Here is a 17,433-nt window from a genome sequence, read left to right on the forward strand (position 1 = left end):
CACCCACACACTTGCCGCCCCTCCGGAGCTCTGGCACAAGGTTTTCAATACAGTTCTCGCGGAGCCCGCCATGCCGATCCTGTCCACCCGCATCACGTCCCTCAACGCCGGTGGCGGCGACGGCTGGGAGATTTTCTACAAGGCCCGCGCCCTGCGCACCGCCGGCGTGCCGGTGACCGAGCTGACCATCGGCGAGCCCGACGAGCGCACCGATCCGGCGATCCTCACCGAGATGCACCGCGCCGCCACGGCGGGCCACACCGGCTATGCCATCGTGCCCGGCATTCCGGCGCTGCGCGACGCCATCGCCGCGCGCGTGACCGAGCGCACCGGCGTTCCCACCACGCGCGACAACGTGCTGGTCACCCCCGGCGGGCAATCTGCGCTCTTTGCCGCCCATATGGCCGCCTGCAACCCCGGCGATGCCGCACTGATGATCGAGCCGCACTATGTCACCTACCCCGGCACCATCCGCGCCGCCGGAGCGATCCCGCACAGCATCGAGACCCGCCCCGAGCACAGCTTCTTCCCCGACCCCGCCGAGGTCCGCCGCAAGGCGCGCCAGACCGGCGCCTCGGCGCTGCTGGTCAACTCGCCCAACAACCCGACCGGCGCGATCTACCCCCGCGCCACGCTGGAGGGCCTCGCCGAGGTCGCCTGCGACGGGGATTTCTGGCTGATCTCCGACGAGGTCTACGACACGCAGATCTGGGAGGGCGAACACCTCAGCCCACGCGCGCTGCCCGGTATGGCCGAGCGCACCATGGTAATTGGCTCGCTGTCGAAAAGCCACGCGATGACCGGCAGCCGCATCGGGTGGCTGATCGCACCCGAAGCCGCCATCGCAGCGCTGATCGATCTGGCCACCAACACCACCTACGGCGTGCCGGGCTACATCCAGGACGCGGCGCTCTACGCGCTCACCTCGGACGACGCGCTGGAGCCGCGCGTCGCCGAGCCCTTCCGCCGCCGCCGCGCGCAGGCGCAGGAGATCCTCGCCCGGCAGAACATCGTCGGCCTCGTGCCCTCGGGCGGGGCGATGTACCTCTTCCTCGACATCCGCGCGACCGGCCTTTCGGGCATCGAGTTCGCGGACGCGCTGCTCGACACCCATCGTATCGCGGTGATGCCGGGCGAGAGCTTCGGCCCCTCCGCCGCAGGCTTCCTGCGCGTTGCGTTGACCATCCCGGACGATCGCTTCGCCGAGGCCCTCACCACGCTTACCGGCTTTGCCGCCACGCTCGCCAAGGCCGCCTGAGCATATGTCCGGCACGCCGATCTCCAGCATCCGCAATCTCGGACCCGCGGTGGAATCGGCCTGCAAGCGCGCGGGGATCGAGGACGCTGAAACCCTGCGCGCGCTCGGCGCGGACGAGACCTACCGCCGCCTTCTGGCCCATGGCACCAAGCCGCATTTCATCGGCTTCTACGTGCTGCACATGGCGCTGCAGGGCCGCCCGTGGAACGACGCACGGGGCAAGGAGAAAGAAGAACTCCGGGCCCGGTTCGACGCGCTGGTCGCCGAGGGGAAAAGCGATGCGCCGCTGGCGGGGATCGAGGCCATCCTCGACGAGATCGGCGTGATCGACCCGCTGCGACGCCCGCGCGAATAGAGCGATATTTCTTATCCATAGCAGCGCATTGCACGCCACGCTTTAAACCGCGAGGGAACTCCGGACCCGGTCTCCGTGTTGGTTCGCCAACGCATCATTCATCCTGACAAGGAGACCGACATGGACCTGATCCGCATCATCCTCGCCATCCTCCTGCCGCCGCTCGGCGTGTTCCTGCAGGTGGGTCTGGGCAAGCACTTCTGGATCAACATCCTGCTGACCATCCTCGGCTACATTCCGGGCATCGTGCACGCGGTCTGGGTGATCGCCCGCACCGGTCCGAGCCGCCAGCACGCGTGATCGCCATGAGCGCGCATGACCACACCCTACACCCGGACTTCCAGCGTCTCGAAAGGATCGACCGCTGGGCACGCCGCATGGACCGCGCCTACCGCATCCCCCTGACGCCGATCCGCTTCGGCTGGGACGCGGTGTTCGGGCTCGTCCCGGGCATTGGCGATACTCTGGCTCTCGCCCCGGCGCTGTGGATCGTGAAGGAAGCACACGACATGGGCGCGCCCAAGGTGTTGCTGGGCCAGATGGGCGCAAACCTCGCGACGGACTGGGTCGTGGGCCTCATCCCGCTGGTCGGCGACATCTTCGATATCGGCTACCGCGCCAATACCCGCAATGCCGCACTGCTGCGCCGCTGGCTGGAAAGCCGCCACGCTGCACCGGGAAGCGGCCCCGCAAGGACGGTCGATATCGCGGCCTGAGCGATCCCGCATTTGCAACGAAAAGGGCGCCCCGCAGGGCGCCCTTAAATCTGTCGGGGGTGAGCGTCAGGCTCAGCCGACGAGCTCGAGGCCCGAGAAGAAGTAGGCGATCTCTTCTGCGGCGGTTTCCGGCGCGTCCGAACCGTGCACCGAGTTCTCGCCGACCGACTCGGCGAACTCTGCGCGGATGGTGCCCTCTGCGGCGTCTGCCGGGTTGGTTGCGCCCATCACTTCGCGGTTCTTGGCAATCGCGCCTTCACCTTCGAGCACCTGCACGACGACCGGCTCGGACGCCATGAACTCGCACAGTTCGCCGTAGAACGGACGCTCGGCGTGCACCTTGTAGAACTCGCCGGCCTGCGCCGGGGTCAGCTGGATGCGCTTCTGCGCGACGATGCGCAGGCCAGCTTCTTCGAACTTGGCGTTGATCTTGCCGGTCAGGTTGCGGCGGGTTGCGTCGGGCTTGATGATCGACAGGGTGCGTTCGACGGCCATTTTGGTCTCTCCAATGTCATAAAGCCGGGCAACGGCCCGGCCAGTATTCTCTGGCAGGGGCGTTATCATGGGGTTGAGGAATTGGGAAGACCCCGCGGCCCGCCGCTGCCTCTTCCATAGGCAAAAAAGGGGCGCTGCCCCTCTTGGCCTGCGGCCAATTCACCCCGGCGTATTTTGAAAGAGAAGAAGGCCAACCATATCCGGCTTATTCTCTTTCCAAATACGCACATCACGACTTCGGAGCCGGAAGACGCGCCGGGCAAGGGCGATATGCGCGAAGGGGGATGTTGCCCGCCCGAAGGCTCTGCTATGGGCGAGCCATGCTGAGTATTCGAGACATCTCCTATTCCGTCGAAGGCCGCCCTCTGCTCGAGGAGGCTTCCGCCGTGATTCCCGCAGGCCACAAGGTTGGCCTCGTCGGTCCCAATGGCGCGGGCAAGACCACGCTCTTCCGGCTCATCCGCGGCGAGCTGACGCTCGACGGCGGCGAGATCGAGCTGCCCGCCCGCGCCAAGATCGGCGGCGTGGCGCAGGAGGCCCCGGCCTCGGATGTCTCGCTGATCGAGACGGTGCTGGCCTGCGATCTCGAGCGCGCGTCGCTCATGGCCGAGGCCGAGACCGCCACCGACCCGCACCGCATCGCCGACATCCAGACGAGGCTCGCCGACATCGACGCCTGGTCCGCCGAGGCGCGCGCCGCGACCATCCTCAAGGGCCTCGGCTTCGACGAGGCGGCGCAGCAGCGCCCCTGCTCGGATTTCTCCGGCGGCTGGCGGATGCGCGTGGCGCTGGCGGGCGTGCTTTTTGCCCAGCCTGACCTGCTGTTGCTCGACGAGCCGACGAACTACCTCGACCTCGAAGGCGCGCTCTGGCTGGAGAGCTACCTGCAGAGCTACCCGCACACGGTGATCGTCATCTCCCACGACCGCGGCCTGCTGAACCGCGCGGTCGGGGCGATCCTGCATCTCGAGGACCGCAAGCTGGTGCTCTACCAGGGCAATTACGACACCTTCGCGCGCACCCGTGCCGAGCGCCGTGCCGTGCTCGCGGCGGCGGCGAAGAAGCAGGACGAGCGCCGCGCCCACCTGCAGAGCTTCGTCGACCGTTTCCGCGCCAAGGCCTCAAAGGCCCGGCAGGCGCAGGCGCGCGTCAAGATGCTGGAGAAGATGGAGCGGATCACCCCGCCCGAGGAGGCCGCCAAGCGCGTCTTCAGCTTCCCGCAGCCCGACGAGCTGTCGCCGCCGATCCTCGCGCTGGAGAATGCCTCCACCGGCTATGGTGACAAGGTGGTGCTGCGCAAGCTTTCGCTGCGCATCGACCAGGACGACCGCATCGCGCTCCTGGGCCGCAACGGCCAGGGCAAGTCGACGCTGTCCAAGCTCTTTGCCGGACGGCTGGCGCTGATGGACGGCAAGATGACCTCCAGTTCGAAATTGCGCATCGGCTATTTCGCCCAGCACCAGGTCGACGAGCTGCACCTTGACGAGACGCCGCTGCAGCACCTGCAGCGCGAGCGCCCGGACACCGCCCCCTCCAAGCTGCGCGCGCAGCTGGCTGGTTTCGGGCTGGGCGCAAACCAAGCCGAAACCGAGGTCGGCCGGCTCTCGGGCGGCCAGAAGGCGCGCCTGTCGCTGCTGCTCGCGACACTCGATGCGCCGCACATGCTGATCCTCGACGAGCCGACCAACCACCTCGATATCGAGAGCCGCGAGGCGCTGGTCGAGGCGCTGACCGCCTATTCCGGCGCGGTGATCCTGGTGTCGCACGACATGCACCTGCTGGGGCTGGTCGCCGACCGGCTGTGGCTGGTCAAGGACGGCACGGTGACGCCCTACGAGGACGACCTCGAGGCTTACCGCAAGATGCTGCTGACGCAGGACAAGCCGGAAAAGCCCGCCAAGGCGGAGAAAGCGGCGCCCAAGCCCAAGCGCGCCAGCCGCGACGAAATCCTCACGCTGCGCTCGGAGGCTCGCAAGTGCGAGGCGCGGGTGGCGAAGATCGAGGAAATGCGCGAGAAGCTGGCCACCAAGCTGGCCAACCCGGATCTTTACGAAGACGGGCGCGCCGGCGAGCTGGAGACCTGGAACAAGAAATACGCCGAGGTCATGGACGGGCTGCACCGCGCCGAGGCGCTTTGGGAAACGGCGATGGAGAAGCTTGAGGCAGCGGAAAGCGGCGTCGCGGGCTGAGCCCGCCGCCGCCGCGCGGCTCAGATCACGTCGAAGGTGCCGGTCATCTCGTGGGCGATGGCGATCAGCTCGCGACCCTCGGCACTGACATAGGCGTAGATGTAGAGGTCGTCTCCAACCACCTCCTGATCGATGCCGTAGAAGCCGCTGACGTCGAGGAACTCTCCATCGACCGCGCCATAGATGTGATCGGTCTCGATCGCCGTCTCGCGGGTGAAGACGAATGTGTCGATGCCGGCGCCGCCGTAAATGGTATCCGCTCCCTCGCCGCCGATGATCGTGTCACGACCGGTGCCGCCGAGGATCAGGTCATCCCCCTCGCCGCCATCAATGAGGTCGGCGCCACCGCCGCCGAAGACGGTATCGTTCCCCTCGCCGGCATCTACGATGTCGGAGCCGCCCCGCGCGTGCACGCGGTCATTGCCTTCGTAGGTCTTGATGTCTTCCGGGTCCGCGCTGGCGTCGAACACGTCAGGGCCCGACGTTCCCTCAATCGGGGTGATGATGGGCAATACGATTTCCGAGGACACGTTCCGAACTCCTCTCTCGAAAAATGGCTGGTGAAAATCCGATAATCCTGCCGCTCCGAGCGTAGCAGAACGCAGGCGACAGCACACGCGACGCCATGCCGCGCCTGTCCGCTTGCGCCGTACCGCAGGCGCTGGCACAGTGAAGTGGGCCAGAGTGGCGGTCCGCTGCACGATTGGACAGGATGGACGTCGCATTTCTTATCAGCGCCTTCGCCACGCTCTTCGTGGTGATCGACCCGATCGGCCTGACGCCGGTCTTCATCGCGCTGACCCAGGGTGCCGATGCGGAGCATCGCCGTGCCGTCGGCATGCGGGCCTGCGTCACCGCGCTGGCGATTCTCATGCTCTTCGCCTTTTTCGGCGAGGCTGTGCTGGGGTTCATCGGTATCTCGATGTCCGCCTTCCGCATTTCCGGCGGGCTCTTGCTGTTCATCACCGCGCTCGACATGCTCTTCGAACGGCGCACCAAGCGGCGCGAGGACAAGGTCGAGGACGAGGTGATGCCCGACCCGTCGATCTTTCCCATCGCCATCCCGCTGATTGCCGGGCCAGGTGCCATCGCCTCGATCATCCTGCTGGTCGGCCATTCCGCCGGTCCGCTGGAGACGGCGATGATCCTCGGCGTGCTGGTGATCGTGCTGCTGATGACCCTCGCCTGCTTCTTTGTCGCCGGCCCCATCGAGCGCGCTCTGGGACACGTCGGCATCGTTGTGGTCACCCGGCTCTTCGGCATGCTGCTGGCGGCGCTGGCGGTTCAATTCGTCATCGACGGCATCCGCGGCATCGACTGGTCCGGCGTCTTCGGCTGAGAGTGGCGGGACGCGGGCAAAGCCCCTACATTGCAGTCGTAGCAAGGGGAGCGCGCATTTGTCTGAAATTGAAATTGGCCGCCTGGGCTATCTCGGCCTGCTGCTCACGGCGCTGGTGCTATGGATGTTCGTGCAGCACCGGGGCCGACTGGTGCAGAAGCTCCAGCACCTTACGGCCTGGGGGCTGATCTTCCTCGCGGCAATCGCCGCCATCGGCCTCTGGGACGACATCCGCCATACGGTCAGCCCGCAACAGTCGGTCTTTGCTGATCAGGGCCGGATTGAGCTGCCCCGCGCGCCGGACGGGCATTACTACCTGACGCTGCAGATCAACGGCAGCCCCATCCGCTTCGTGGTCGATACCGGGGCCAGCGGCATGGTGCTGACCCGCCAGGACGCTGAGCGCGTCGGGATCGCCCTCGACGATCTGGCCTTCCACTCCAGCGCCCGCACCGCAAACGGCGCGGTCCAGACCGCGCCGGTCCGGCTGGCCAACGTTGCGCTGGGACCGTTCGAGGACCGCAACCTCGCTGCCTTCGTCAATGGCGGCGAGATGGACAACTCGCTGCTCGGCATGAGCTACCTGCAACGCTTCGACCGGCTGGAAATCTCCGGCGGAAAGATGGTGCTGGAGCGCGGCTGAGCCTCAGACCTCGATTTTCAGCCGCTCGCGGTCAATCACAGCGATCGCGCCGCGCCGCAGCTCGATCACCCCGTCGCGCCGAAGATCGCCGAGCAGCTTGTTGATCGTCTGCCGCGAGCACCCAACCATCGAGGCGAGGTAGGACTGGCTGAGCCGCGCCTCCGGGTGCTGTTCGTTGGTGAACTGGTACAGATACATCCGCAACCGCTCCTCGACCGAGAAGAACTGCGCGATCGCCCGCAGCTCGTTGTCGCGGGTCAGCCGCGTCTGCATGATCGCGGCGGAATTGCGCAGCAACTGCGCCGGTGGGATGTGCTTGAGCAGCAGGTCGAAGGAGACCGCCAGCACGACCGCATCCGGCAGAGTACGACAGGAGGACGAGCAGGTCGTGCCCGAAAGCCCCTCGACCTCGCCGAGCACCTCGCCCGGTCCGGCGACGTGCAGCACGGCGGCATTGCCCTGCTTGTCGAGGTAGATCACCTCCACACGGCCCTGCGCGATCAGGTACATGACGGGCGTGGTCTCGCCCTGGCGCAGGATGTCGGTGGGCGCCTCGTAGCGCTGCACGGTGCAATCCGCGAAGAAGGCTTCCTTCTGCGCGTTGGTCAGCCCGTCGAGAAGAGGGCAGGCAAGCAGCGGTGCGAAATTGATGGGAGTTGTCATGAAATCAGTCCGATAGCCGCTTGGTCGGCTGACGCAAGGGCAAAACACGTAAATCCGCAACCGGCACTTGAGAGCACAGCTCCGCGGGACGGCAACATTCGTGGCATTTTCGGGGAAACCCGCGGCATCAAGGATGGGCGGGAAAAGGCCATTTCGGCATCGCGCCCACGTCGCACGGCGTCGGAAGACTCCGGCGCCTGGCGTGTGACGAAGGACGATGCCGAAACGACCGCTACTCGTACAAACGCGCACTCTTGCAGGGAAACCCGCTCGAGGCGAGCCAGGCTCCTGCGACGCAAGTCGATGATGCCGGGCTTGTGCCGCTCATGTAAGAGATTCTTCGTCGATCTGTGTAAGGGTAGCGACAGTACTCTCATTTTTATCAAATTTTTTTCTATTTTTTTTCCGCTTTTCCGGGACCTGGCAAGCCGTCCCGTTCAATTCACGATGGGCGAAATGTCGCGCATCTGTCAAATATGATTGCCTATTACACAGGCAGGGTGACGCTGAACAGCAACAGAGTGTGGCGGAAGTAAGACAGGTTAAATACTCAGGATTCGGCCTTTTTCTCCCAGCGACCGCTTTCTTCGGACCAATATTGCGCGGTAACCCCAGCTCCGGTCAGCGCCCGCCATTGTCCCCGCGCCACGTCGAGCGCCTGCGGGTCCATCCCGTCGAAGAGGATGCAGACCCGTTCCATCGCGCCCACCTCCTCAGCGGAGACCGCCGCGCCGTCCACCGACATCAGGCAAGAGGCACCGTTGGGCATCTCCGTCCGCTCGGTCAGCAGAACCGGCTGCTGCGCGTCATGCGGCCCGCCGGCGCGGCCATGCGGCAGGAAGCCGTCATCGGCCCCCAGCCACAGCCGCTCGTCCAGCCAATCCAGCCGGCGCGGATCGCCGCCGCGCACCGCCACGCGCCAGCCCGCGGCGAGCGACTTTTCCAGCAGCATCGACAGGGTCTCTTCGACAGGTCTCTGGGTCAGGTGGTAGAACATCGCGACACCCATGCGCGTCAGCCTCCGGTCTTCTCGTCATGACGGCCGTCGTGGTCGCCCTCGGGGTGATAATCGCCAAAGGTCCAGATCTGCCCCTCGGGGTCCCGCAGCGTGTAGCTCTGCCCGCCCTGCGGCTGTTCCTCCAGCGCCAGGACGATATCGCCACCGGCCGCCACCACGCGGGCGAAATGCCCCGCAACATTGGAGACCACCACGTAGATCGACCCGGTGACCCCGCCCGCGGCCTCGGGCGAGACCACGAGCTTGCCGTAGGCATTGTCACGCGACGCCGGGCCGAACATGATCATGCCGCTGCCGAGCTTCAACTCGGCATGCGCTATCCCGCCCTCCGCGTCGCGATAGACCGCGTGTTCCTCGAACCCGAGGGGGCCGGTCAGGAAGGCGAGCATCGCCTCGGGGTCGCGATAGCGCAGGGCGGGAATGATCACGACTCAGTCGCCCTTGGTCTCGAAGCGGTCGCGGATCATCCGGTCGAGCGACAGCACGCCCCAGCCGGTGGCCCCGGCGGGAGCCAGCAACGAGGCGGACTTCAGCTTCGCCACGCCCGCGATGTCGAGGTGGATCCACGGCATGTCGTCCTTGACGAAACGCTTCAGGAACTGCGCTGCGGTGATCGAACCGGCAGGCCGTCCGCCGATGTTCTTCATGTCCGCGAGCGGCGATTTCAGCATGTCGTCATAGGCCTGGCCCAGGGGCATGCGCCAGGCGCCCTCGCCCTCGGTCTTCGCGGCCTTGAGGAAGTCCTCGGCGAAGCCATCCTCGTTGGAGAAGACCGCCGCGTTCTCGTGGCCAAGCGCCACGATGCAGGCCCCGGTCAGAGTCGCGAGATCGACCATGGCGATCGGCTTCACGTGTTCCTGCGCGTACCAGAGCACGTCGCAGAGCACGAGCCGGCCCTCGGCGTCGGTGTTGAGGATCTCGATCGTGTCGCCCTTCATTGATTTCACGATGTCGCCGGGGCGCATGGCCGTGCCCGAGGGCATGTTCTCGACCAGCCCGACAAGGCCCACCACGTGCGCCGGCGCCTTGCGCAGCGCCAGCGCCTTCATCACGCCCGCCACAGTGCCTGCGCCGCCCATGTCCATGGTCATGTCTTCCATGCCCGGCCCCGGTTTCAGCGAGATGCCCCCGGTGTCGAAGACGACGCCCTTGCCGACCAGCGCCAGCGGATCGCCCTCGGCCCCTTTCCAGCGCATCACCACCATCTTCGAGGGCGCGGCGGAGCCCTGCCCCACGGCGAGCAGCGCGTTCATGCCGAGCTCGGTCATGCGCGCCTCGTCCAGCACCTCGACCTCGACCCCGAGTTCGGTCAGCGCCTCGAGCCGGGCAGCGAACTCCTCGGTGGTCAGGACGTTGGCCGGCTCGCTGACCAGATCGCGGGTGAAGGCCACGCCTTCGGCCACCGCCAACAGCGAGGATGCGGCCGCGCCGGTCTCCTCGGGCTTGGTGCACATGATGGTCGCGGCGGCAGGTGTCTCCGAACTCTCGGACTTGTGATGAACCGAGGCATAGCCCTTCAGCGCCAGTCCAAGCGCCAGGTTCGGCAGCCGGGCGGTGCCCTCGCCGATCACCGTCAGCGCCTTGCTGCCGGCCAGCGAGGCCAGCGCCGCACCCGCCTTGCGGGCCTCTGCAACGGAGGGCCGCCGCTCGAGCTTCACCACGTCCAGCGCCTCGGCCTCGAGCCCGGCGGGATAGGCCAGGGCAATCACGTCGCCCGATTTGGCCTTTTCCCAACGTTCTGCGGCCAGAAGACGCGCCACCGCGCCCTTGGTCAGCCGGTTCAGACGCCGCGCGGCGGGACTCATGCGGCCCTCGGCGTTGATCAGCAGCGCGATCCTGCCCTGTCGCTGCGCCAGCCCGTCGAGGTCCACTGCCGAAAATTCGAAACTGCGCAGCTCGGTCATCCGCCCGCCTTCCGTGTTGCCATGTGTTGCTATGTCTGGTGCAAGAGTCCTAGAGCGCCGCAATCGGCTTGACCAGAGGCACCTTTTCCCGCGAAGAGCGATCGTCTAGGGTCGTAACCAAAGGAAAGCCGGGGGATAAAAAGTGCAGAGATTCGACAGATACATGCTGTCGCAGCTCATGGTCCTGTTCGGGTTTTTCTCGCTGGTACTGGTGATGGTCTACTGGGTGAACCGCGCGGTGAGCCTGTTCGGCGACCTCATCGCTGATGGCCATTCGGGCGGCATCTTCATCGAGTTTATGCTGCTGAGCCTGCCGCCGGTGGTCTCCATCGTGCTGCCCATCGCGGCGTTTGCCGCCTCGGTCTACGTGGTCAACCGCTCCAGCAACGATTCGGAACTGACCGTGGTGCAGGCCACCGGCTATTCGCCCTGGCGGCTGGCCCGTCCGGTGCTGGTGTTCGGGCTGATCATCGGCGCAATGATGGCGGTGCTCGCGCATGTTCTGGTGCCGCTGGCCCACGGACAGCTGCGCGAACGCGAGGCTGAGATCTCGGGCTCGATCTCTGCGCGGCTGCTGCACGAGGGCACCTTCCTGCATCCGGCGCGCGGCGTGACCTTCTACATCCGCGAGATCTCGCCCGAGGGCGAGCTGCGCAACGTCTTCCTCTCGGACCGTCGCCAAGCCGACCGCGAAGTGACCTACACCGCCGTCACCGCCTATATCACGCGGTCCGAAAGCGACGCGACCATGCTGACCATGGTCGAAGGCACCGCCCAGACCCTGCGCCGGTCGGACAAGGCGCTCTCGATCACGACCTTCAACGATCTGACCTACGACATCTCGAGCCTCATCGCACCGGATCGCCGCCCGGGCCGGCGCGCCCGGCAGATCGGCACCCTGGAGCTGCTGACCGACACCGAAGCCGTCGCCACCGAGGTGAACGATTCCGTCGGCGAGGTTCTGGAAGAGGCGCATATGCGCTTCGAGCAACCGCTCCTCTGCGTCGTCGCCGCACTGATCGGCTACGCGGCGCTGATGACCGGCAGTTTCTCGCGCTTCGGCGTCACCCGCCAGATTATCGGTGCCATCTTCCTGCTGGTGCTGATCAAGGTCATCGAGAGTACGGTGTCGACGCCGGTCCGTGGCAACGGCGCGCTCTGGCCGCTCATCTACGTGCCAAGCCTCGTCGGTTTCGCAGTCACCGGCCTGATGCTCTGGCAAGCCTCCCGCACACGCCGCCCCCGACGGCGCAGGCGCACCACCTCCCTTCCCGGAACCGCGGCATGACTCTTCACTTCTACTTCGCGCGGCGCTTTCTGAAGTTCTTCCTCGCCATCGCTCTGGTCTTCGCGCTGTTCTTCTTCCTCGTCGACCTGGTCGAGCAGTTGCGCAAGTTCGGCGAGCAGGTGAGCTTCGGGCAGGTCCTCCACATGACGCTGCTGAACCTTCCCGGCGGCACCTATACCATCCTGCCGCTGGTCACGATTCTCGCGGCCATCTCGCTGTGCATCTCGCTGGCGCGCAGCTCCGAGCTGGTGGTGAGCCGCGCCGCTGGTCGCTCGGGCCTCGCCGCGCTGATGGGTCCGGTAGGTGTGGCACTGGTGATCTCTGGCCTGGCGGTCGGCATGTTCAACCCGATCGTCGCCGCCACCTCGAAACGAGCCGCCGATCTCGAACAGGAATGGGACAGCAATGGCGACTCGGTGCTGTCGATTGGCTCCGAGGGGCTCTGGCTGCGCCAGGGCGCCGAAGGCGCCCAGACGGTGATCCGCGCCAGCCGGACCAACCCCGACGCCAGCGTGCTCTACGACGTGAGCTTTGTCGCCTATGCGCCCGATGGTACGCCTAAACGGCGGATCATCGCCGCGCGCGCGCAACTCGACGCTGGTGACTGGGTCCTGAGCAATGCCAAGGCCTGGCCTCTGGGTGACACCGCAAACCCCGAGCAGACCGCCGAAACCTACACCGAGCTCCGACTGCCCTCCAACCTCACGCAGGATGGCATCCGCGACCGCTTCGGCCAGCCTTCGGCGATTCCCATCTGGGAGCTGCCGTCCTTCATCCATGGCCTCGAGGAGGCTGGGTTCTCGGCCCGCCGCCACATCGTCTGGCTGCAATCGGAGCTGGCGCAGCCGGTCTTCCTGGTGGCCATGGTGCTTGTCGCCGCCGGCTTCACCATGCGCCCGGCGCGGCTCGCAAATACCGGCCTGTCGGTGCTCGCGGCAGTGATGCTGGGCTTCGGACTTTACTACGTCAGGAACTTCGCGCAGATCCTCGGCGAAAACGGGCAGCTCAATCCGCTGCTCGCCGCATGGGTGCCCCCTGTCGCCGCCTTGCTGCTGGCGCTCGGACTGGTGCTTCAAATGGAGGAAGGATGACTCCCAAGACCCGCCTGCTCGCGACGGCGCTGGCCCTGAGCCTGCCGCTCGCCGCCGCGCTGCCCCTGCCTCTGCGCGCCCAGAGCACTGCACAGACAGCCCCTACCGAGGCCGAAAGCCCGGCGATTCTCGTGGCCGACGAGGTCTACGTCGAGGACGGCAACCGACTGATAGCCCAAGGCAACGTCGAGGCGCTGCAGGACGGCACCCGGCTCACCGCAAGGCGCATCGTCTTTGACCAAGAGGCGGGAACCCTCGATATCGAGGGGCCCGTTCGCATCACCGACTCCTCCGGCGACCTGCTGCTGGCCGACAGCGCCCAGCTCGAAGAAGGCCTGCGCAACGGCATCCTGCTCGGAGCCCGCATGGTCATGGATGAACAGCTCCAGCTCGCTGCGGTCGAGGCGCGCCGGGCCGAGGGCCGCTTCACCCAGCTCAGCCGCGTCGCAATCAGCTCCTGCCAGGTCTGTGGCCCCGACGAAGTGCCGCTCTGGTCGATCCGTGCCAAGCGAGTGGTCCATGATCAGGAGTCCCGCCAAATCTACCTTGAGGGCGCGCAGCTTCTGGTGCTCGACGTACCGCTTTTGTGGCTCCCCAACGTGCGCTTGCCCGACCCCACCCTGAAGCGGACCCGGGGTTTTCTGGTCCCGTCCTACCGCACGACATCGCGGCTCGGCTTTGGCGTCAAGGTGCCCTATTTCATTCCAATCGGCGATCATCAGGACGTCACTCTGACGCCCTATGTCTCGTCGGTCACCAAGACACTCGAGGCCCGCTACCGCCGCGCCTTCAGGACAGGCGACCTGAAGGTCAACGGAGCGCTCACCCGCGACACGCTGACCAGCGACGAGACCCGGGGCTATCTCTTTGCTAAGGGCAACTTCGGTCTGCGCAACGAGTTCGCGCTCGATTTCGATCTCAAGATGGTCAGCGACGAGGCCTATCTCAACGACTACGACTACGAGGACCTCGACCGTCTCGACAGTAAGATCGAGCTGTCACGGGCACGGTCAAACGACCTGCTGCGGCTCGGATTGTGGCACTACCAGTCCCTGCGCGCCTCGGAGAAAGATGCGCTGCTGCCGTCGTGGATCGTCGACAGTTCCTACGAAAAGCGCTTCTTCCCCAGCCGTATCGGCGGCGAGCTGCGACTCGGCACCGAAGTGCACGGACACTACCGCACTTCGTCGGATGACATTGAGGGGCGTGATGTCGCGCGGCTGACCGCCGAGGCGAGCTGGCGCCGACGCTGGACGCTGGATGGCGGTATCCGGCTCGGCCTGACCACCGAACTGTGGTTCGACCGCTACGCCTACCGGCAGGACAGCAGTTCCGAAAGCGACGTCTCGCGCGCCATGGCGGGCACCGCTGTCGAGCTGCGCTGGCCGCTGGTCCGGCACGGCGCGGACGGCTCTCACACCCTGCTCGAGCCCGTGATGCAATACGGTCTGGTGGGTGGCACCCGCGTCAATATCGTCGCCGACGAAAGCACCCGGGTGGAATTCGACGAGGCCAACCTTCTGGCACTCTCGCGCTTTCCGGCTGCCGACCGCCGTGAGCACGGTCAGACCCTAGCCGCCGGCCTGCGCTGGCTGCACGAAGGCTCCGAGGGCTGGCGCGCCGGGATGACCTTGGGCCGGGTCTGGCAGGACGAGGTGGACGAGGACTTCAGCCGTTCCTCGGGCCTCGACAGCCGCATGTCGGACTGGCTCGTCGCCGCCGGCTTTAGCAACGACACCGGGCTGACCATCTCCGCCCGCGGTCTGATGGCGGGCCTCAGCGATCTCAGCAAGGCCGAGGCAAGGGTCGGCTGGTATAACGCGCGCTTCGGCCTGGACGCCTCCTACCTGCTGCTGGTGGAAGATCCGCAGGAAGAGCGCGACGAGACCCAGTCGGAATGGACGCTCGGAGGCAGCTATCGCTTCGCCACCAACTGGACCAGTTCGGCGGAATGGCGCTACGACCTTGCCGATCAACGGCTTGACCGCACGGGACTTGGCCTGCAATACCGCAATGAATGCGTTCAGGTCGACTTCTCGGTGACGCGCAAATACGCGTCCTCGACCAACCTGGAACCGTCCACAGATTACGGCCTCACCGTCGCGCTGACTGGCTTCGGCACCGCGGATAGCGCCAAGGAGTACCGACGCCAATGCAAGTGATCCCCGCACGTTTTTTCCGCTCCATCATCTGCGCGGCGGGCGTGGCACTCGCCCCCGTCGCGCTGGCGGCGCAGGGGCTCTTCTCGCCTGCGATCCTCGTCGACGAGATGGTGATCACCAACTACGAGATCCAGCAGCGCGCGCGGATGATCGAGGCGCTGAACTCCGGCACAGACCCGATGAATCTCGCGCGTGAGCAGTTGGTCGACGACCGGCTGCGCCTGCAGGCGGCACGGGATGCAGGCATCGAGCCCACCGAGGAAGAGGTCCGCGACGGCATGGCGGAGTTCGCGCAGCGCGGCAATCTCAGCCTCGAGCAATTCGTCGAGGTGCTGGGACAGAACGGCGTCGAGGAACAGACTTTCCATGATTTCGTCCGGGCGGGCTTTGCCTGGCGGCAGCTGGTGCAGCAGCGCTTCCAGGCCCGCACCACCGTCACCGACGAAGAAATCGACCGCGCGCTCTCCGGCACCGGCACCGGCTCGAACGTGCGCGTGCTGCTCTCGGAGATCATCATTCCGATCCGCCCGGGCACCGAGGCGCAGGTCCAGAACCTCGCCGAGCGCATTTCGGGCTATCGCTCGACCGCCGAGTTTTCCTCCGCTGCCCGCGAATATTCTGCGACCGCCACCCGTGGCGAGGGCGGCCGCCTGCCCTGGCAGGACCTGAGCGATCTGCCGCCGGTGCTGCGGCCGCTGGTCATCGGACTCACCCCGGGCGAGGTCACCGCACCGATCCCGATCCAGGGCGCCGTCGCGCTGTTCCAGATGCGCCAGATCGAGGAAACCGGCTACGCCGCACCCGAAGTCGCCTCGGTCGATTACGCCGCCTACTACATGGCTGGCGGCCGCAGCGCCGAAACCCTCGCACAGGCCCGCGTGCTGGCCAGCAAGGTCGACCGCTGCGATGATCTCTATGCTTTTGCCAAGGGTCAGCCCGCCGAGGTCCTGCAGCGCGAGTCCCTGCCGCCCTCGGAGCTGCCGACCGATGTTGCCTACGAGCTGTCGAAGCTTGACGCAGGCGAAGTGTCGACGGCGCTCACCCGCGCGAACGGCCAGACGCTGATGTTCCTCATGCTGTGCAGCCGCACCCCCGAGGTCACCGCGGACGCCGACCGCCAGCAGGTGAGCATCGGGCTGCGTAACCAGCGGCTCAACCAGATGGCCGAAGCCTATCTCGCGCAGCTGCGCGCCAACGCCCACATCGTGGAGAAGTGAGCGCCCCCCGGCCCATCGCGCTCTCCTGCGGCGAGCCCTCGGGCATCGGTCCCGAACTCGCCGAGGCCTGCTGGTCCGAGCTGGGCGCCGCGCTGCCCTTCTTCTGGATCGGCGAGCCCCGGCACCTGCCGGGCAGCGTGCCCCATGTGGAGATCGACAGCCCCGCCGGGGCCACCCGGGCGGCCACCCGCGGCCTGCCCGTGCTGGTGCAGGAGATGCCCGGCCCACGCGTGCCCGGCGTGCCGCAAGCCGCACAGGCGGCGGGCGTGGTGGCGGCGATCGAGCGTGGTGTCGCGCTTTGCCAGTCCGGCGAAGCGGCGGCGCTCTGCACGCTGCCGATCTCGAAGCAGGCCCTCGCCGAGGGCTGCGGCTTCGGCTTCCCGGGCCACACCGAGTTCCTCGCCCATCTCGGCGGCGTGCCCGAGGTGGTGATGATGCTCGCCTGCCCCGAGCTGAAGGTGGTGCCCGCCACCATCCACATCGCGCTCGAGGACGTGCCGCAGGCGCTGACTTCTGAGCTGCTGGAGGCGCGGCTCAGGATCACCCATGACGCCATGGCCGGATTCGGCATTCCCCGCCCGCGCATCGCGGTCGCGGGGCTCAATCCGCACGCCGGCGAAGGCGGGCGCATGGGGCGACAGGAGATCGAGATGATCTCGCCCCTGCTGGACCGGCTGCGCGGCGAGGGCATGGAGCTCGCGGGCCCGCTGCCCGCCGACACGATGTTCCACGCCGCCGCCCGCGCCCGCTATGACGTGGCGGTCTGCATGTACCACGACCAGGCGCTGATCCCGGTGAAGACGCTGGGCTTCGACGAGGGCGTCAACGTCACCCTCGGCCTGCCCTTCGTGCGCACCTCGCCCGACCATGGCACCGCCTTCGACATCGCGGGCAAGGGGCTGGCAAACCCCTCCTCGACGCTGGCGGCACTGCGCATGGCCGCCGAGCTTTCGGCTGGCGCGGCGCCGAGGTAAGGGTATAGAGGGGCTCTGCCCCCATCCACCTAGAGGGGACTTGCCCCGTCCCCCCAGAGGGGGGCTCCGCCCCCAAGCCCGTTCCGGGCTTTCCCCCGGCGTATTTGGAGAACAATGAAGA

18 protein-coding genes are annotated in these 17,433 nt (G+C 66.6%); 12 read left to right on the forward strand and 6 right to left on the reverse strand.

The features are described 5' to 3' along the window. Positions 1 to 70 precede the first annotated feature (70 nt). From BM397_RS04085 to BM397_RS04100, 4 genes are all read left to right on the forward strand, one after another. Positions 71 to 1,258 (forward strand): pyridoxal phosphate-dependent aminotransferase, encoded by a 1,188-nt coding sequence (locus BM397_RS04085; RefSeq protein ID WP_092422160.1) that lies wholly within the window; start codon positions 71 to 73, stop codon positions 1,256 to 1,258. Positions 1,259 to 1,262: 4 nt separating this feature from the next. Then, a complete protein-coding gene (locus BM397_RS04090; protein ID WP_092422163.1) occupies positions 1,263 to 1,613 on the forward strand; it encodes a TfoX/Sxy family DNA transformation protein in 351 nt (116 codons plus the stop codon). 120 nt (positions 1,614 to 1,733) lie between these two features. Then, positions 1,734 to 1,913, forward strand: coding sequence for a YqaE/Pmp3 family membrane protein (locus BM397_RS04095; RefSeq protein WP_092422166.1), 180 nt, complete (start codon positions 1,734 to 1,736; stop codon positions 1,911 to 1,913). 5 nt (positions 1,914 to 1,918) lie between these two features. Further along, positions 1,919 to 2,329: a DUF4112 domain-containing protein gene (locus BM397_RS04100; RefSeq protein ID WP_092422440.1), complete on the forward strand. Its 411-nt coding sequence runs from the start codon at positions 1,919 to 1,921 to the stop codon at positions 2,327 to 2,329. A gap of 72 nt (positions 2,330 to 2,401) precedes the next feature. Here BM397_RS04100 and ndk read toward each other — a convergent pair whose 3' ends face one another. Further along, the gene (gene ndk / locus BM397_RS04105) at positions 2,402 to 2,824 is read right to left on the reverse strand and encodes a nucleoside-diphosphate kinase (protein ID WP_066106256.1); all 423 of its coding nucleotides are present in this window, start codon (positions 2,822 to 2,824) and stop codon (positions 2,402 to 2,404) included. A gap of 320 nt (positions 2,825 to 3,144) precedes the next feature. Here ndk and BM397_RS04110 point away from each other — a divergent pair, with 320 nt between their 5' ends. Further along, positions 3,145 to 5,013: an ABC-F family ATP-binding cassette domain-containing protein gene (locus BM397_RS04110; RefSeq protein WP_092422169.1), complete on the forward strand. Its 1,869-nt coding sequence runs from the start codon at positions 3,145 to 3,147 to the stop codon at positions 5,011 to 5,013. 20 nt (positions 5,014 to 5,033) lie between these two features. Here the strand turns inward: BM397_RS04110 and BM397_RS04115 are convergent, their stop codons facing one another. Further along, positions 5,034 to 5,543, reverse strand: a complete 510-nt coding sequence (locus tag BM397_RS04115) for a calcium-binding protein (RefSeq protein WP_176806536.1) — start codon at positions 5,541 to 5,543, stop codon at positions 5,034 to 5,036. A 182-nt stretch (positions 5,544 to 5,725) separates the two neighbouring features. On the opposite strand from BM397_RS04115, the gene BM397_RS04120 reads away from it, so the two are divergent. Together BM397_RS04120 and BM397_RS04125 are read left to right on the forward strand one after the other, a co-directional pair. Continuing rightward, entirely contained in the window at positions 5,726 to 6,352 is a 627-nt protein-coding gene (locus tag BM397_RS04120; RefSeq protein ID WP_092422175.1) for a MarC family protein, read from the forward strand. A 58-nt stretch (positions 6,353 to 6,410) separates the two neighbouring features. Then, positions 6,411 to 6,995 (forward strand): retropepsin-like aspartic protease family protein, encoded by a 585-nt coding sequence (locus BM397_RS04125; protein ID WP_092422178.1) that lies wholly within the window; start codon positions 6,411 to 6,413, stop codon positions 6,993 to 6,995. Between the two features lie 3 nt (positions 6,996 to 6,998). Here BM397_RS04125 and BM397_RS04130 read toward each other — a convergent pair whose 3' ends face one another. From BM397_RS04130 to BM397_RS04145, 4 genes are all read right to left on the reverse strand, one after another. Then, positions 6,999 to 7,658 (reverse strand): Crp/Fnr family transcriptional regulator, encoded by a 660-nt coding sequence (locus BM397_RS04130; RefSeq protein WP_092422181.1) that lies wholly within the window; start codon positions 7,656 to 7,658, stop codon positions 6,999 to 7,001. Positions 7,659 to 8,208: 550 nt separating this feature from the next. Then, the gene (locus BM397_RS04135; RefSeq protein WP_092422184.1) at positions 8,209 to 8,667 is read right to left on the reverse strand and encodes a DNA polymerase III subunit chi; all 459 of its coding nucleotides are present in this window, start codon (positions 8,665 to 8,667) and stop codon (positions 8,209 to 8,211) included. Positions 8,668 to 8,672: 5 nt separating this feature from the next. Next, positions 8,673 to 9,104: a VOC family protein gene (locus tag BM397_RS04140; protein ID WP_092422187.1), complete on the reverse strand. Its 432-nt coding sequence runs from the start codon at positions 9,102 to 9,104 to the stop codon at positions 8,673 to 8,675. 3 nt (positions 9,105 to 9,107) lie between these two features. Continuing rightward, positions 9,108 to 10,580: a leucyl aminopeptidase gene (locus tag BM397_RS04145; protein ID WP_092422190.1), complete on the reverse strand. Its 1,473-nt coding sequence runs from the start codon at positions 10,578 to 10,580 to the stop codon at positions 9,108 to 9,110. Positions 10,581 to 10,743: 163 nt separating this feature from the next. On the opposite strand from BM397_RS04145, the gene lptF reads away from it, so the two are divergent. Genes lptF through pdxA form a run of 5 tightly spaced genes read left to right on the forward strand, consistent with a single transcriptional unit; the run spans position 10,744 to position 17,312 of the window. Continuing rightward, a complete protein-coding gene (lptF, locus tag BM397_RS04150; RefSeq protein ID WP_092422193.1) occupies positions 10,744 to 11,868 on the forward strand; it encodes an LPS export ABC transporter permease LptF in 1,125 nt (374 codons plus the stop codon). Next, complete coding sequence (lptG, locus tag BM397_RS04155) at positions 11,865 to 12,959, forward strand: LPS export ABC transporter permease LptG (protein ID WP_092422196.1); 1,095 nt, start codon at positions 11,865 to 11,867, stop codon at positions 12,957 to 12,959. The genes lptF and lptG overlap by 4 nt, the downstream gene beginning before the upstream one ends. Then, entirely contained in the window at positions 12,956 to 15,121 is a 2,166-nt protein-coding gene (locus BM397_RS04160) for an LPS-assembly protein LptD (RefSeq protein WP_092422199.1), read from the forward strand. Before lptG ends, BM397_RS04160 begins: the two co-directional genes overlap by 4 nt. Further along, positions 15,112 to 16,338, forward strand: a complete 1,227-nt coding sequence (locus BM397_RS04165; protein ID WP_092422202.1) for a peptidylprolyl isomerase — start codon at positions 15,112 to 15,114, stop codon at positions 16,336 to 16,338. Before BM397_RS04160 ends, BM397_RS04165 begins: the two co-directional genes overlap by 10 nt. After that, on the forward strand, positions 16,335 to 17,312 hold the full coding sequence (gene pdxA, locus BM397_RS04170; RefSeq protein ID WP_092422205.1) for a 4-hydroxythreonine-4-phosphate dehydrogenase PdxA: 978 nt from the start codon (positions 16,335 to 16,337) through the stop codon (positions 17,310 to 17,312). The genes BM397_RS04165 and pdxA overlap by 4 nt, the downstream gene beginning before the upstream one ends. Positions 17,313 to 17,433 lie beyond the last annotated feature (121 nt).

Source organism: Alloyangia pacifica (genome assembly GCF_900116195.1).
GTDB classification, from domain to species: domain Bacteria; phylum Pseudomonadota; class Alphaproteobacteria; order Rhodobacterales; family Rhodobacteraceae; genus Salipiger; species Salipiger pacificus.